Here is a 14226-nt window from a genome sequence, read left to right on the forward strand (position 1 = left end):
GAGACAGGGGGCGAGTCATCGCCTTGGACAGCTGCTCGCCCCCTGCGTGCCCCCATGGAGAGGACAGCACCACCATGCCAGAAACACATGAAGCCGGCGCCGTTTCGCCGGTCGACGCCACGGTGACGGACGCTATGCAAAATGCCCGGCTCGCCTGTCTCGTGCGGCAGGCCGCGCTCGTGCTGCGACGGCAGGAGGCGGCTCGGCCGCGTCGCGAGGTGGTGGCGCACAGTTCGGAAGACCTGCGGGTCGGTGAGGAGTTCTTTCAGCGGTACCGGCACGCGCGGTGCCGGGATGGCGGCTCCGGGCGGGATGGCACGCTCATGGACGTGATCGGCACGACCGTCTACCTGCGTGGGCGGGACGGGCTCGAATTCGTGTGCCGGGTCCACGACTTGGTGATCGTGGCCGCGCCGCCGCCGGGGCTCCATCGGCGTGTGCGCTACATCGGGGCGGGCGAGGCCGGGCCCCGGCCGGACGGCGTACTCACCGAACTGTGGGCCGTCGACCAGGGCAAGCTCGCGATCGTGCAACCGCCCGCTCGCCACGCCTGGTTCGCGCTGCTGTCCGAGTTGGAGAGCGTCGGCCTCACGCTCGGCCCCGTGGCCGACTGGGCGGAGCCGCCCTTCGTCTCGGACTCGGCCGGGCGGCGCCCTCCGCGGCGGTGACCGCGCGTCGGCCGGGTTGTTCGGTTGTCCACGGTCTGTGACCTGGGCTTTCGGACAATCCCCCGGCCCACCAGAGTCGGCCTCGGATGTCCGGCGAGCACCGTCCCGGGCATCTCCACGAGACGAGAGGTGGGAAAGACATGCGGATCCCTCGCATCTTCACGACCGCCCTGGTGGGCGCCGCGATCGCGGTCACCCTGGGCACAGGCCCCGCCGGCGCGACCGGACCGCGCGCCGTACCCGCGGGGGCCGAGGCGAACTCCGCCACGGCCCTGAAGGAATGTGGCGTGCGAGCGCACGACGGCCGGTTGTGGTGTGGCAACAGGGGTGAGGCGCCGGTCCGGCGGGAGCCGTACCACGAGAGCGATTTCATCGGCGAACTGTTCACCACCTTCAGCTGGTTCGACTGCTGGGCCACCGGCGGCCTGCACGGGGGCGGCAACACGACCTGGTACCACACCACCCCCGACTGGGGAGACCCCGGATACATCCCGGGCGACTGGGTGTTCACACCCTCGTGGTTCGACGCCGACCCTTCCCGGTACGGACTCAGGCACTGCTGACCGACCCGAACGGGAGGACCTACCCATGAACACACGTATCCGTCCACCGGTCCGTCGCACGGCGACGACCGCCACGATCGCCGGGTGCCTCGCGGGGGTGGCCATGCCGAGGGAAAGGATCGCTACTGCGTGACCGTGGCCGCCGGCACGGCCCGTGCGACTCCTCCGGCTACGCCTTCAACGGCTCCTTCGGCTCGGACGTGCCCTACGTGGGCGACACGCTCGACGATGCCGTGACGTACATCAAGATCCGGCACTGACCCGCCACGCGACACGGACCGGAGCCGGTACCTCGTTCCCCCGGGTACCGGCTCCCTCACGTGCGGCGGCGCGCCTCACCCCGAAGGGCACGGCGGATGAAATCCCACACCGGGGAAATACCGGTTCCACTCCTCGCGGGTCAGTCGCGGATGGGCGAGCGCGCACACCCGGGCCGCCACGCGCTCGACGTCGGTGAACCACAACCGCGCGGTGCGATCCTCGCTCGCCGTGACCAACACCCGACCGTCGGGGCCGAAGGCCAGTGCGTGGACCCGGTCGGTGTGACCGGCGAGAACGCCCTCGGCCCGGGGCCGGCGCGGATCGCCGACGCCCCACAGGCGCGCCGTGCCGTCCACTCCGGAGGTGGCCAGGGTGCGCCCGTCGGAGGCGAACGCGACGGCGGAGACGCCGCCCACGTGCCCGGTCAGCGTCGCGAGCGGACGCGGCGCCACGGGGTCGCCGACGTCCCACAGCCGGGCGGTCCCGTCGAAGCCGGCCGTGGCGAGCACCCGACCGTCGGGGGCGAACGCGACCGCGTCGATCCCGTCCGTGTGCCCGACGAGATCGCCCAGGCGGCGCGGATGGCGAGGGTCGGCCACATCCCACAGGTGGACCGCGTCGAGTTGGGAGACCGCCAGGATCGCGGCGCGCGGATGGAACGCGACAGCCAACGAACCCGCGCCCTCCGGCACCACCCCCACCTGGCGCACCCGGGCCGGATCGCTCACATCCCACAGCCGCACCCCCGGAGTGCCGCCTCCGGCGCTCGCCAGGAGGTCCCCGCCCGACCCGAACGCCAGGGTGCGCACGTCGTCCCGGGCAGGCACGCTCGACAGCCGGATCGGATGTCGCGGGTCCGCGACGTCCCACAGGCCGATCGTGGTGTCGATGCTCCCGGTGGCGGCGATCCGTCCGGAAGGGGCGAAGCCGACCGCCTTGATCTGGCCGGTGTGCCCGGACAACGTGGCCGCCGGCCGGGGGTGGTCGGGATCGCCGACGTCCCACAGCCGCGCGGTGAAGTCCTCGCTGCCGACCAGGGCGGTACGGCCGTCCGGACCGAAGGCGACGGCGGACAGGGCACCGTCGTGCCCGGCGAGGACCGGCCCCGACACGTCGGTCAGTCGCACGGTGTGGTCGGCGCCCGCCGAGGCCAGGATGCGCCCGTCGGGGCTGAAGGCGACCGCCCAGATGGTGTTGGTGTGGCCGGTCCCGGTCGCCAGCGGGCGGGGCCGGGTGGGCTCGGACACATCCCACAGGCGAGTGGTGAAGTCCCAGCCGGCGGTGGCCAGCCGCGTCCCGTCGGCGCTGAACGCGACCGTCTGGACCGGCCCGGTGTGCCCGCCGACCGAGGCGAGCGCGACCGGCTCGCCCGGTCGGCCGACGTCCCACAGCCGGGTCTGGTGGTCCTGCCCGGCCACCGCGAGGATCCGGCCGTCGGTGCTCAGCGCCACGGAGGTCACCCCCTCCGCGCGGTCCGGCAACCGGCCGAGCGGGCGCGGATCGCGGGGGTCGCCGACGTCCCACAGCCGGGTGTCGCCGTCCTCGCTCCCGGTGACCAGGACGCGCCCGTCCGGGCCGAAGGCGACGGTGCCCACCGTCGCGGTATGGCCGGCCGGCGCGGACAGCCGGGTCGGGGTGCGACGGTCCGAGATGTCCCACAGGCGCACCACACCCCCCGCGCCCGCCGTGACCAAAAGGCGCGCGTCGGGACCGGGCACGGCCCGGAACACCGCCTCGTCGTGCGCCGCGAAGTGGGTGATCAGCACCGGAGCGCGGGGATCGGACACGTCCCACAGACGCACCGTGCCGTCATAGTTCGCGCTGACCAGCAGCCGGCCCCCGGCATCGACGGTCAGCGATTCCACGTCCTCGGGCTGACCGGGCAACTCCGCGAGCACGGTCGCGCGGTGCGGGCTCCGCACGTCCCACAGCCGGATCGTGCGATCGTCACCCCCGGTGATCAGGGTGGCCCCGTCGGGCGTGAACACCACGCTGTTGACGTCGTGCTCGATGCGGGTCGCGAACGGGGTCGTGAACGCGCTCAGCAGGCTGCCGCGCGCCGCGTCGGTGGGCGACAACCGGTAGGCGGCCAGGCTCAGCTGCGCGGCCGTCGCGGGATCCATCGGGCGCAGGTCGGCGGCGTTCGCGGCCACCTTCCCCGACAGCGCCGCGTCGCGCTCGTCGTCCGCCCGGTGCTGGGCGCGCACCGCCGTGTAGCCGGCCCCCAGGGTCAGCGCGAGGAGCGTCACGAGCACCGCCGTCAGGGCGCCGAACAGCCGGGTCCGACGCCGATCGGCGGACACCCCTGCGGCCAAAAACGCCCGTTCCAGGTCGTTGAGTTCGGCGAATCCGCGCCGCGCCCGCTCGCGCACGTCCGCCAACCGATCGCCCCGGTACAGCAGTTCGCGGTCGCGGCCGAGCGCGTCCCAGGCGCCGGCGGCCTCGGTGAGCCGCCGATGGATGCGCAGGTCCTCGCGGTCGCGCAGCAACCAGCCGGCCAACCGCGGCCAGGCCCGGATCACCGCCTCGTGGGCCACCTCGACGGTGTCCCGGTCGAGCACGATCAGCCGCGCTCCGGTCAGCACCTCGAGCAGGGCGTCCAACTCGGCGGGCCCCGCGAGCCCGGCGAGTTCGGCTCGGTACACACGCCTGCGGGTGTCCTCGGCGCCCTCGCCCAGCGCGGTGAGCCGGACGAAGACGCCGCGCAGCAGCAGCCGTCGCTCCGGCGTGCTCGCGGCGTACACCCCCTCCGCGGTCTGCGCGACGGCGCCGTGCACACCGCCGAGGGCGTGGTAGTCGGCCGCGCGCAGATCGTGCCCCTCGCGGCGGTACCAGGTCTGCCGCAGCGCGTGCGCGAGCAGCGGCAGGCTGCCGGGCCGGTCGGCCGCGTCCGCGATCAGGTCGGCGACCAGGTCGGCGTCCACGTCCACGCCGACCCGCCGGGCGGGTGCGGTGACGATCTCGCGCAACTCCTCGCGCGTGGGCGGCCCGATCGGCAGTTGGGTGCCCTCGCGCAGCGCGACGACCAGGTCCGGGTGCGCCGAGCAGTGGGCGTAGAAGTCGGCGCGCACGACCAGGACGACGCGCACCCGATCCCCCGGCGCCCGCGCCAGGTCGGCCACCGCGCGCAGGAACGCGTCCCGTTCCGCGTGGTCCGCGCACAGCGTGAACGCCTCCTCGAACTGGTCGACCACCAGCACCAGTCGGGTGCTCGGCCGGCGCGACAGCCAGGCGTCGAGCACGCGGTCGAGCGCGCCCGGCTCCTCGGCCGGTCGCGCGGTCAGCGCGTCGGGATCGAGCGGTCGCCCGGCCGTCGCCTCGGGCTCGGGGTCCGGGTCGAGATCCGCGTCCGGCAACCCGGCCAGCGCGTGGGCGAGTTCGACCAGGGGATGAGCGCCGGGGGTGAACCGGCACGGCTGCCACGTCCGGTCCAGACCGGCCAGCACCCCGGCGCGGACGAGGGACGACTTGCCGCTGCCGGACGCCCCGAACACCGCGAGCAGCCGGGGCCCGCCCTCGGCCTCCAGGCAGGCGATCGCCCGCGCGATCGACTCGCCCCTGCCGAAGAAGATCTCCGCGTCCTGCTCGCGGTAGGCGGTCAGGCCCGGGTAGGGGCACGGGGGCTCGTCCTCCACCGGTGCGGCCGATGTCGACGCGGCGGCGTCCCGCCAGCGCTCCTCCCAGTCATCGACGTCGCCGCCACAGGCCCGGACATATGCCAGCGTCACCGCCAGCGTCGGCAACCGCTCACCCTTCGCCGCCTCCGCGAGCGTGCTCGCCGCGTAGTGCGCCCTGCGGGCCAGCGTGCGATAGGTCGGCGCGCCGGCCGCCTGCCGCAGCTCTCTCAGCTCCCAGGCCAGTCGCGCGACGGGACCGGCGTCCGGGTCGACGGGCCGCTGTGGTCGGCCGGCCCGCGGTACGGGTCGCTCGATGTCGGGATCGCTCATCGCCTCGGCGCTCTCGTACGCCTTGGACCACGCGTCGATCGAGCCCGCGCGATCACGCGGCGGCCGGTCCGTCCCGCTCCCGACGCCGTCGCCCCCTCAACGTATCGTCGCGACCGGTACCGGTCGGCGTTTCCGGCGCATGGGGCCGGATCGCTTCGACCGATCGGATTCGGCCCCGCCCCCGTGCGCGGGGCCGAGGTCGTCAGCGGGCCAGGTCCGGGCGGTATGAGCCCGCCACCCACGCGCGGGTGGCGACGCCGGCCCGGTTGAGGGTGTTGATCGCGGCGATCGACCAGATGATCTGGGCCATCTCCACGTCGTCGAAGTACTTCGCCGCCTCGTCCCAGACCGGCGCCGGCACGTGCCCCTCGGTGAGCAGCGTGACCGCTTCGGTCAGGGCCAGCACCGCACGCTCGCGGGCGGTGAAGAACGGCGTCTCGCGCCACACCGGGATCGCGTGCATGCGCTGCTCGGTCTCGCCGATCTCGCGGGCGTCCTTGGTGTGCATGTCCACGCAGTACGCGCAGCCGTTGATCTGCGACGCGCGGATCTTGATCAGCTCCGCGACGATCGGGTCCAGACCCTCGGCCGCCGCCTTGCTCAGCGCGACGGCGGCCTTGTACGCGGCGCCGTGCAGGGCCTTGACGGGCAGTCGGGCCGGCTCGCCGGCGACGGGGGTTTCCTCGGTCACTTCCTGAATGCTCATGATCATGACCCTACGTACGGACCGGACCGCGATTAAGGTCCAATCCCATGCGAAGTTCCTGGGCCATCGGCGATGTGGACCTGTACCTGGAACCCGGCCCCGTGCGCGGCCGGCGGAGCGGACTGGAGCGTGCGCTGCGCGCGGCGATCGTGGACGGCCGGCTCGCCCCCGGCACCCGGCTGCCCTCCTCGCGCGCCCTGGCCGTGGATCTGGCGATGGCCCGCAACACGATCGCCGAGGCGTACGCCCAACTCGTCGCCGAGGGCTACCTGATCGCCCGCCGGGGCGCCGGCACCCTGGTCGCCGAACGCCCGGCCGACCCGGTGCCGGTCCCGGTGTACGCGCGCCCCTCGGCGCCGCGCTTCGACCTGCGGCCCGGACGCCCGGACCTGTCCGCGTTCCCCCGGGCCCGCTGGGCCGCGGCCCAGCGGCGCGCGCTGGCCGCCGCCGGCCCCGACGCGTTCTGGCCGTCCGTCGACCCGCGCGGCCGGATCGAACTGCGCGAGCGCCTGGCCGACTACCTCGGCCGGGTCCGCGGGGTGCGCACCCGGCCGGATCGCATCGTGGTGTGCGCGGGCTACGCGCAGGGCCTGTTCCTGCTCGGCCACACACTGGCCGCCCGCGGTGCGCGCCGGATCGCCATGGAGGTCCCGGGGATGCCGTTCCTGCGCGACATCGTGGCCCGCACCGGCGTCGAGGTCGGCACCGTCGCCGTGGACCGGCACGGCGCCCGGATCGACACCGCCGGCGACGCGGACGCGATCGTGCTGACCCCGGCCAACCAGTCCCCGATGGGCGTGCCGCTGCACCCGGACCGGCGCGCGGCGGCGCTGCGCTGGGCCGCGGAGACCGGTGGCGTGGTGATCGAGGACGACTACGACGGCGAGTTCCGCTACGACCGGCACCCGGTCGGCGCGCTCCAGGGTCTGGGCGCCGAGCACGTGGTGTACGCGGGCACCGCGAGCAAGATGCTCTCGCCGGGCCTGCGGCTCGGCTGGCTGGTGGTGCCGCCGTACCTGCTCGACGACCTGCTCGCGGTCCGCGACCGGCCCGAGTTGGCGGTGGGCACGTTGGACCAGCTCACCCTGGCCGAGTTCATCGCCGCCGGCGACCTGGACCGGCACGTGCGCCGCGCCCGCCTGGCCTACCGCGACCGCCGCGACCGGCTCGTCGCGGAGCTGGCCCGGCGGGTACCGGCCGTCCGGGTGTGCGGCATCGCGGCGGGCCTGCAGGTGCGTCTCGAACTGCCCGAGGACGGCCCGGGCGAGGAGGAGACGCGTGCGCTGCTGGCCCGGCGGGGCGTGGGGGTACACCGCATGGGCTGGTATCACCTGCCTCCGTACGCCGAGCACCCGCCGGGGCTGGTCGTCGGCTACGCGGCGCCCACCGCGGCCGCCTTCGCCGGCACGCTGGAGGCCCTGGTCGCCGCGCTGGCCGAGCTGTTCGGGCCGAAGGCCGCGCCCTGACGTGCCCGTCTCCCCGAACACACCGGGGGGCGGGCCGTTAGGCCCGCCTCCGGTCGATTCCGCTCGAGGCCGGCGCCGAGCAGGCGCCGGCTCCGACTCAGATCAGGCCCAGCTCGCGCACCGCGTCGCGCTCCTCGGCCAGTTCCCGCACCGAGGCGTCGATCCGCGCCCGGGAGAACTCGTTGACGTCCAGGCCCTGGACGATCTCCCACTTGCCGTCCTTGCAGACGACCGGGAAGGACGAGATCAGGCCCTCGGGCACCCCGTAGGAGCCGTCCGAGACGACACCCATCGAGGTCCAGTCGCCGTCGGCGGTGCCGTTGACCCAGGTGTGCACGTGGTCGATCGCCGCGTTGGCCGCGGACGCCGCCGAGGACGCGCCGCGCGCCTCGATGATCGCCGCGCCGCGCTTGGCGACGGTGGGGATGAAGGTGTCGGCGAGCCAGGTGCGGTCGTCGACCACCTCGGCGGCGTTCTTGCCGGCGATCTGCGCGTGGAAGATGTCCGGGTACTGGGTGGCCGAGTGGTTGCCCCAGATGGTCAGCTTCGCGATGTCGGTGACCGCGACGCCGGCCTTCTTCGCGAGCTGGGTCAGCGCGCGGTTGTGGTCCAGGCGGGTCATCGCGGTGAAGCGCTCGGCCGGTACGTCGGGCGCGTGCTGCTGCGCGATCAGCGCGTTGGTGTTGGCCGGGTTGCCGACCACGAGCACCTTGATGTCGTCCGCCGCGCCGGCGTTGATCGCCTCGCCCTGCGGCTTGAAGATGCCGCCGTTGGCGGCCAGCAGGTCACCGCGCTCCATGCCCTTGGTACGCGGGCGGGCGCCGACCAGCAGCGCCACGTTGGCACCGGCGAAACCGTCGGTCGGGTTGTCGAAGATGTCGATCCCGGCGAGCAGCGGGAACGCGCAGTCGTCGAGCTCCATCGCGGTGCCCTCGGCGGCCTTGACCGCCTGGGGGATCTCCAGGAGGCGCAGGCGCACCGGGGTGTCGGGGCCGAGCAGGTGACCGGAGGCGATGCGGAACAGCAGCGCGTAGCCGATCTGACCGGCCGCGCCCGTGACGGTGACGTTGACGGGGGTACGGGACATTGCGCGCGGGTCTCCTCTGCTGCGGCGGGATCCGACGCCGATGGCAGTCCGCCGGTAGCTCGGCATCGAGATACTTTTCGCGGCCACACTACTCCCGCCTCCGGGACGGCTCGGCCACCCACCGGTGTGAGGTTCGCCCCGGCGGCGCGTCGCGGCGCACACCGCCCGCCGGGGTGCGCCGGGTTCGCCGGTTTCCGTTTCGGCGCAACCGGCCGGTAGGTTCGTGACGGATCGAAGTCGCACGGCCTCGGAGGGTGATCCCGATGTGCATGTCACCGGACCGCATCGTATCGATCCCGGCGGCGCCGGTGTCGGTGCCGGAACCCGCGCCCGTGCCGATCGCGCCCGCGGTCGAGGGCGCGTCGGTCGACCCGATCGACGCGGTGGTGCTCGGCTGGGTCGACAACGCGGGCATCACCCGGGTCAAGACCGTCCCGTACTCCCGCCTGGACGCGGTCGCCGTGCACGGCGTGGGCTTCTCCCCCGTGTTCGACGTGTTCCTCGCCGACGACTCGATCACCGCGGGCGACCTGGTCGGCGGTCCGGCGGGCGATCTGCGCCTGGTCCCCGACCTGACGGCGCTGCGTCCGCTGGCCGCGCAGCCGGGCTGGGCCTGGGCGCCCGGCGACCGCTACACCCAGGACGGCGTGCCGTACGCGGGCTGCCAGCGCACCTTCGCCCGGCGGATGGCCGCCCGCGCGGGGCTGCGCGGGTTGTCGTTGCGGATGGGCTTCGAGGTCGAGTGGGTCACCGGCACCGAGGACGCGGCCGGCCGCTTCGCCCCCGCCTTCCACAAGGCCGCGTACGGGATGACCCGGGTGGTGCGGGTGTCCGCCCAGCTGCGCGAGCTGATCCGCGCACTCGCCGCGCAGGAGGTACGCGTGTTGCAGGTGCATCCGGAATACGCGGCGGGCCAGTTGGAGGTGTCCGTCGCCCCGGAGGACCCGGTCGGCGCGGCGGACACCACGGTCCTGGTGCGCGAGACGATCCGGGCGGTGGCCGCCCGACACGGGCACGCGGTCAGCTTCGCCCCGTGCGTGGTGCCCGGCGAGGTGGGCAACGGTGCGCACCTGCACTTCTCGCCGTGGCGCGACGGGACGAACCTGTGCCACGGGGGCGAGGGGCCGCAGGGGCTGACCCGGGAGGGCGAGGCGTTCCTGGCCGGTGTGCTGCGCGAGTTGCCCGCGCTGCTGGCGATCGGCGCGCCCGGCGCGGCCAGTCATCTGCGTCTGGTCCCGGCCCAGTGGGCGGGGGTGTACCGCTGCTGGGGCCTGGAGAACCGCGAGGCCGCGATGCGGCTGGTCACCGGGATGACGGGCGAGCGGCAGCACACCGCGAACGCCGAACTCAAGTGTTTCGACGCGACCGCCAATCCGTATCTGGTGGTCGGCTCGGTGATCGCGGCCGGTCTGGCCGGGCTCGACGACGGACTGCGGCTGCCGGTGGAGGTGCCGGGCGACCCCTCGACCGCCGGGGACGTACCGCGCCTGCCCGGCTCCCCGGGCGCGGCGCTGGCCGCGCTGGAGGCGAGCGCGGTGCTGCGCGAGGCGCTGGGCGAGACCCTGTTCGACGCGATCACCGCCGTCCGCCGAGCCGAGATCACCCGCACGGCGGGGATGACCCCGAGCGAGATCGCCGCCGAGGCCCGCCGGTTGTATTAGCCGCGGGGCACGTCTCGGCCGCGCCGGGGTGTATCGGCCGCACCGGTTCCGCCGTGCCGATTCACCGACCGCGCCGGTTGTCCCGAGGCGGGACGCCCGGCGCGGTCGGTGCCGGCCGGCCCCAAGCCCTGTCCGCCGGACAGGGCCTAAGTGCCCGTGCGCTTGGGCACCCACGGGAAGTCGACCAGCGGCTCGGGGATGCTCAGCCCCAGGAGCAGGACCGCGCCGCCGAAGAACAGCAGCATGGCCACGTCGGTGAACCGGCTGCGAACCGCCAGCACCCCCACGTCGGACACGAACACCCGCAACAGCGCGGCGACCAGGAAGGTCCCGGCGATCATCATCGCGGCGGGACGGAACCCGCTCAGCGCCGCGGTCAGCAGCGCGGCGAACAGGCAGCCGAAGACCACCGTCGCGGGCCACTCGCGCAACCGTCCGGGGCCGGTCGGCGAGCCGCCGCCCTCGGGCGGGAAGGTGCCCGGATCCCGCCTCCTGCCGTCCCTGCGTCGCCCCCGGGTCGTTGCCACCACGTCCACCTCTCATCGACAGGGCGAGCGATGCCGCGACGGGCCCGAAGCGGTGCGGCCCCGGGCCCGTCGCGACCGGGTCACAGGTCGGTGACCTGCCGCTCGGCGGCCTCGACGACGTTGGTGAGCAGCATCGCGCGGGTCATCGGCCCCACCCCGCCGGGCATCGGGGCGACCCATGCGGCCTTCTCGTACGCCTCCGGGTGCACGTCGCCGACCAGGCCGTGCTCGGTGCGGGTGATGCCCACGTCGAGCAGCACCGCGCCGGGCTTGACCATGTCCGCGCTGATCAGTCCGGGCACCCCGGCGGCGGCGATCACGATGTCGGCCTGGAGCACGTGGAACGGCAGCTCCTTGGTGCCGGTGTGGCACAGGGTCACCGTGGCGTTCTCGGTCCGGCGGGTGAGCAGCAGGCCGATCGGGCGGCCGACGGTGACTCCGCGGCCGATCACGCACACCTCGGCGCCGTTGATCTCGATGTCGTGCCGGCGCAGCAGTTCCACGATGCCGCGCGGCGTGCACGGCAGCGGCGCCTCCTGGCCGAGCACCAGCCGGCCGAGGTTGGTCGGGTGCAGGCCGTCGGCGTCCTTGTCCGGGTCCATCAGCTCCAGGACCCGGTTGGCGTCCAGGTGCCGGGGCAGCGGCAGTTGCACGATGTAGCCGGTACAGGCGGGGTCCGCGTTGAGCTCGCGGACCACGTCCTCGACCTGGTCCTGCGTCGCGTCGGCGGGCAGGTTGCGCTGGATGCTCGCGATGCCGACCTGGGCGCAGTCGCGGTGCTTGCCGCGCACGTACGAGTGGCTGCCGGGGTCGTCGCCCACGAGCACGGTGCCCAGACCCGGCGTGATGCCGCGGGCTTCGAGGGCCTCGGCCCGTACGGCCAGTTCGGCTTTGATGGCGGCGGCGGTGGCCTTGCCGTCGAGGATCTGCGCCTTCAAGTTGTCTCTCCTGGTCCACGGTTCCGGGCCGGTCGTTGCGATTGTCCCGTATCCGGGCCGGCGGTGCGGCGGACCCCGTACAGCAGCCGCGCCGGCGGGGCCAGGATGCGCTGCCGAACGAACGCGGGCAGGTGTCGGGCCGCCATCGGTTCGTTCGCGCGGCCGATCACCCGACCGAGTCGCTTCAGGTGTTGCCGCAATACCGGATACCCCCACAGGTCCGGGAGTTCGGGCAGGGTCGGGGGGCGGCGCTCCTCGGCGGCCGAGGCCAGTTCCGCGACGTAGGCGTCGAGTCGGGCCAGGTCGTCCTCGGGGATCGGCTCGGGCGAATCCGTGCGGTAGGTCTCGGGCGCGGTCATCAGCCGGTAGCCCAGTCGCTGGGCGGTGACGATGGCGGGCCACAGGCGTTCCGCGTCCAGGTGCCGGCCGGTGATTTCGCCGAGCGCGGACTCGTACACGCTCCACAGGTCGATCAGTTCGCGGCGCGCCGCCCGGCGGGTGCTGCCCCAGGCCCGATCGTCGACGATCTGCCCGGTGACGGTGGCGCGCAGCAACATCGCCTCGGCGCGGATGGCCCGGCCCAGCTGCCGGGGCAGCCGGCTGGCCGAGGCGCGCGGCCACAACACCAGGCTCGCGACCAGGCCGACCGCCAGGCCGAGCACGGTGTCGATGATCCGGGTGGCCGCCAGGTCGCCCACGTGCGCGTCGGGGCTGCCGGCGGCGGCCAGGAACAGGCCGACGGGGGTCACGCAGGCCGCGCCCACGGCGAGGTTGCGGGCGATCACCGTCTGGGTGGCGCCGAACAGCAGCGCGACGACGATCACCACGAGCCACCGGTCGGGCCGCAGGTCGTGGAAGAACAGCGCGATCACCGCGACGCCGAGCAGGGTGCCGATCGCCCGTTGCAGCACCCGGCCGAAGTCGAGCACGACATTGCCGCCCTGGAGCGCGGCCCCGGCGGCGATGGCCACCCACACGGGGTGCACCACGGGCAGCAGCGCGGCGGCGAGCGCGGCCGAGCCGACTCCGAGGCCGGTGCGCAGCGCGGTCGGCGGCACCAGCGAGGACCGGTCGAACGCGGCGCGCATCCGTTCGCGGGCGGAGGGCCGCCGGCCGGGGATGATCTCGCCCTCCTTGACCGCGGGTTGCCCGGCCGCCGCGGCGGCGGCCCGCAGCGCGGTACGCAGTGTGCGTTCGGCGGCGGTCTCGGTGTCGGCGAGCACCGCGGGCAGCACCGGGACGAGGGTGGGCCGCCCGACGGCGCCGGCCAGCGCGCGCACGGTGTCCACGATCTCCGGGGGCAGCGGCCGGTCCCGCTCGACGGCGAGCAGTTGGGCGGCCTGGAACAGGTCGAGCGCGCGCCGGCACAACACCCGCAGGCGGCGGGCCTCGCCGGTGCGCCGGTTGCGCCTGGTGTCGGCGCGCAGCACGGTCACCCACGCGCTGTGCACGGTCTCGGAGGCGCGGTGCCGGGCGGCGTCGCTCGGCTGGTCGCCGATCGCGGCGAAGAAGTCGGCCAGCGCCTCGAAGCAGGCGGCGAGCGCCAGGTGCTCGGGGTGGCGCGGGCGCACCAGCCACCCGGACATCGACACCAGCCAGGCCCCGGCGGCGCCCGCGAGCACGAGGGCGCCGCGTTCGAGCACCCGGTCGGGCTGGTGCGGCAGGAACGCGCCCATCGCGCAGACCAGGGTGAACATGTACCCGCCGGGACGATCCACCTGGAGCGCGCCGCACAGGAAGGTGGCGACGCCGGCCACCAGGGTGATCACCGGGACGTACAACAACGCGGTGCCGGCCGCGAGCGAGCCCAGCATCAGCGACACGGCCAGGCCGACGCCGACCAGGGCGAGGGTGATGCCGCGACGCGCGTAGGGCTCCTTGGCCGCGTACAGGACGGCGTAGCCGCCGAGCGCGGCGAAGGTGGCGTCGCCGAGGCCGAGCGTGGCGGTGACGATCGCGAAGGGGATGCCGACGCCGAGCGCGGCGCGGATCCCGGCGGCCCAGGTGAAGCGTTTCCCGGTGAGCGTGACCAGCGGCCTGATCTGGTTCTGCGGGCCCAACTCCGGCGGATGCACCGCCGGGAAGGGAGGCAACGTCGGCGGCCCGTTCGGGTCCGCCGAGGGCCCGGGCGGCAACGCGAGGGGTGCACGTTCCGGATGGGGTCCCGGGGTCGCCTGATCCTGCATGCTCCCATGCAACGCACGTTTCACCGGGAATGCCAAGTTCCCACCCGCATGATCCCGCTCACCGAACCCACCCGGGACCTACCCGGCACCAACCGCTTCGGTATAAGGTGCCGCCTCCAATGGACTCTCGGGTCGTGGGGGCGACGCCGGGCTCGAACACGGCGCTCACGCGTCGACATGCCCGGGGGTCACCGGCGTCGCGCACGGTGTGCGCGC

Annotated in this window: 10 protein-coding genes; 4 read left to right on the plus strand and 6 right to left on the minus strand. The window is 74.2% G+C overall.

The features are described 5' to 3' along the window. The first annotated feature begins 134 nt into the window (after positions 1 to 134). Entirely contained in the window at positions 135 to 668 is a 534-nt protein-coding gene (locus B4N89_RS10705) for a hypothetical protein (protein ID WP_235618562.1), read from the plus strand. 140 nt (positions 669 to 808) lie between these two features. Then, positions 809 to 1231 (plus strand): hypothetical protein, encoded by a 423-nt coding sequence (locus tag B4N89_RS10710; RefSeq protein WP_078975651.1) that lies wholly within the window; start codon positions 809 to 811, stop codon positions 1229 to 1231. 335 nt (positions 1232 to 1566) lie between these two features. Here B4N89_RS10710 and B4N89_RS10715 read toward each other — a convergent pair whose 3' ends face one another. Together B4N89_RS10715 and B4N89_RS10720 are read right to left on the minus strand one after the other, a co-directional pair. Next, complete coding sequence (locus B4N89_RS10715; RefSeq protein WP_078975652.1) at positions 1567 to 5439, minus strand: AAA family ATPase; 3873 nt, start codon at positions 5437 to 5439, stop codon at positions 1567 to 1569. Positions 5440 to 5641: 202 nt separating this feature from the next. Further along, positions 5642 to 6145 carry a carboxymuconolactone decarboxylase family protein gene (locus B4N89_RS10720; RefSeq protein ID WP_078979268.1) on the minus strand — a complete coding sequence of 168 codons (504 nt, stop codon included), beginning with the start codon at positions 6143 to 6145 and terminating at the stop codon, positions 5642 to 5644. Positions 6146 to 6192: 47 nt separating this feature from the next. Here B4N89_RS10720 and B4N89_RS10725 point away from each other — a divergent pair, with 47 nt between their 5' ends. Next, positions 6193 to 7611 carry a PLP-dependent aminotransferase family protein gene (locus tag B4N89_RS10725; RefSeq protein WP_078975653.1) on the plus strand — a complete coding sequence of 473 codons (1419 nt, stop codon included), beginning with the start codon at positions 6193 to 6195 and terminating at the stop codon, positions 7609 to 7611. Between the two features lie 97 nt (positions 7612 to 7708). Here the strand turns inward: B4N89_RS10725 and B4N89_RS10730 are convergent, their stop codons facing one another. Next, complete coding sequence (locus tag B4N89_RS10730) at positions 7709 to 8698, minus strand: malate dehydrogenase (protein WP_078975654.1); 990 nt, start codon at positions 8696 to 8698, stop codon at positions 7709 to 7711. A 269-nt stretch (positions 8699 to 8967) separates the two neighbouring features. Here B4N89_RS10730 and B4N89_RS10735 point away from each other — a divergent pair, with 269 nt between their 5' ends. Beyond that, on the plus strand, positions 8968 to 10359 hold the full coding sequence (locus B4N89_RS10735; protein WP_078979269.1) for a glutamine synthetase family protein: 1392 nt from the start codon (positions 8968 to 8970) through the stop codon (positions 10357 to 10359). A 146-nt stretch (positions 10360 to 10505) separates the two neighbouring features. Here the strand turns inward: B4N89_RS10735 and B4N89_RS10740 are convergent, their stop codons facing one another. The 3 genes from B4N89_RS10740 to B4N89_RS10750 form a co-directional block, all read right to left on the minus strand. Beyond that, on the minus strand, positions 10506 to 10886 hold the full coding sequence (locus tag B4N89_RS10740; RefSeq protein WP_161500689.1) for a DUF3017 domain-containing protein: 381 nt from the start codon (positions 10884 to 10886) through the stop codon (positions 10506 to 10508). A gap of 80 nt (positions 10887 to 10966) precedes the next feature. Then, complete coding sequence (locus B4N89_RS10745) at positions 10967 to 11824, minus strand: bifunctional methylenetetrahydrofolate dehydrogenase/methenyltetrahydrofolate cyclohydrolase (protein WP_078975656.1); 858 nt, start codon at positions 11822 to 11824, stop codon at positions 10967 to 10969. Beyond that, on the minus strand, positions 11821 to 14010 hold the full coding sequence (locus B4N89_RS10750) for an FUSC family protein (protein ID WP_101897052.1): 2190 nt from the start codon (positions 14008 to 14010) through the stop codon (positions 11821 to 11823). The genes B4N89_RS10745 and B4N89_RS10750 overlap by 4 nt, the downstream gene beginning before the upstream one ends. Positions 14011 to 14226 lie beyond the last annotated feature (216 nt).

The sequence above is a fragment of the Embleya scabrispora genome (genome assembly GCF_002024165.1).
Taxonomy (GTDB): domain Bacteria; phylum Actinomycetota; class Actinomycetes; order Streptomycetales; family Streptomycetaceae; genus Embleya; species Embleya scabrispora_A.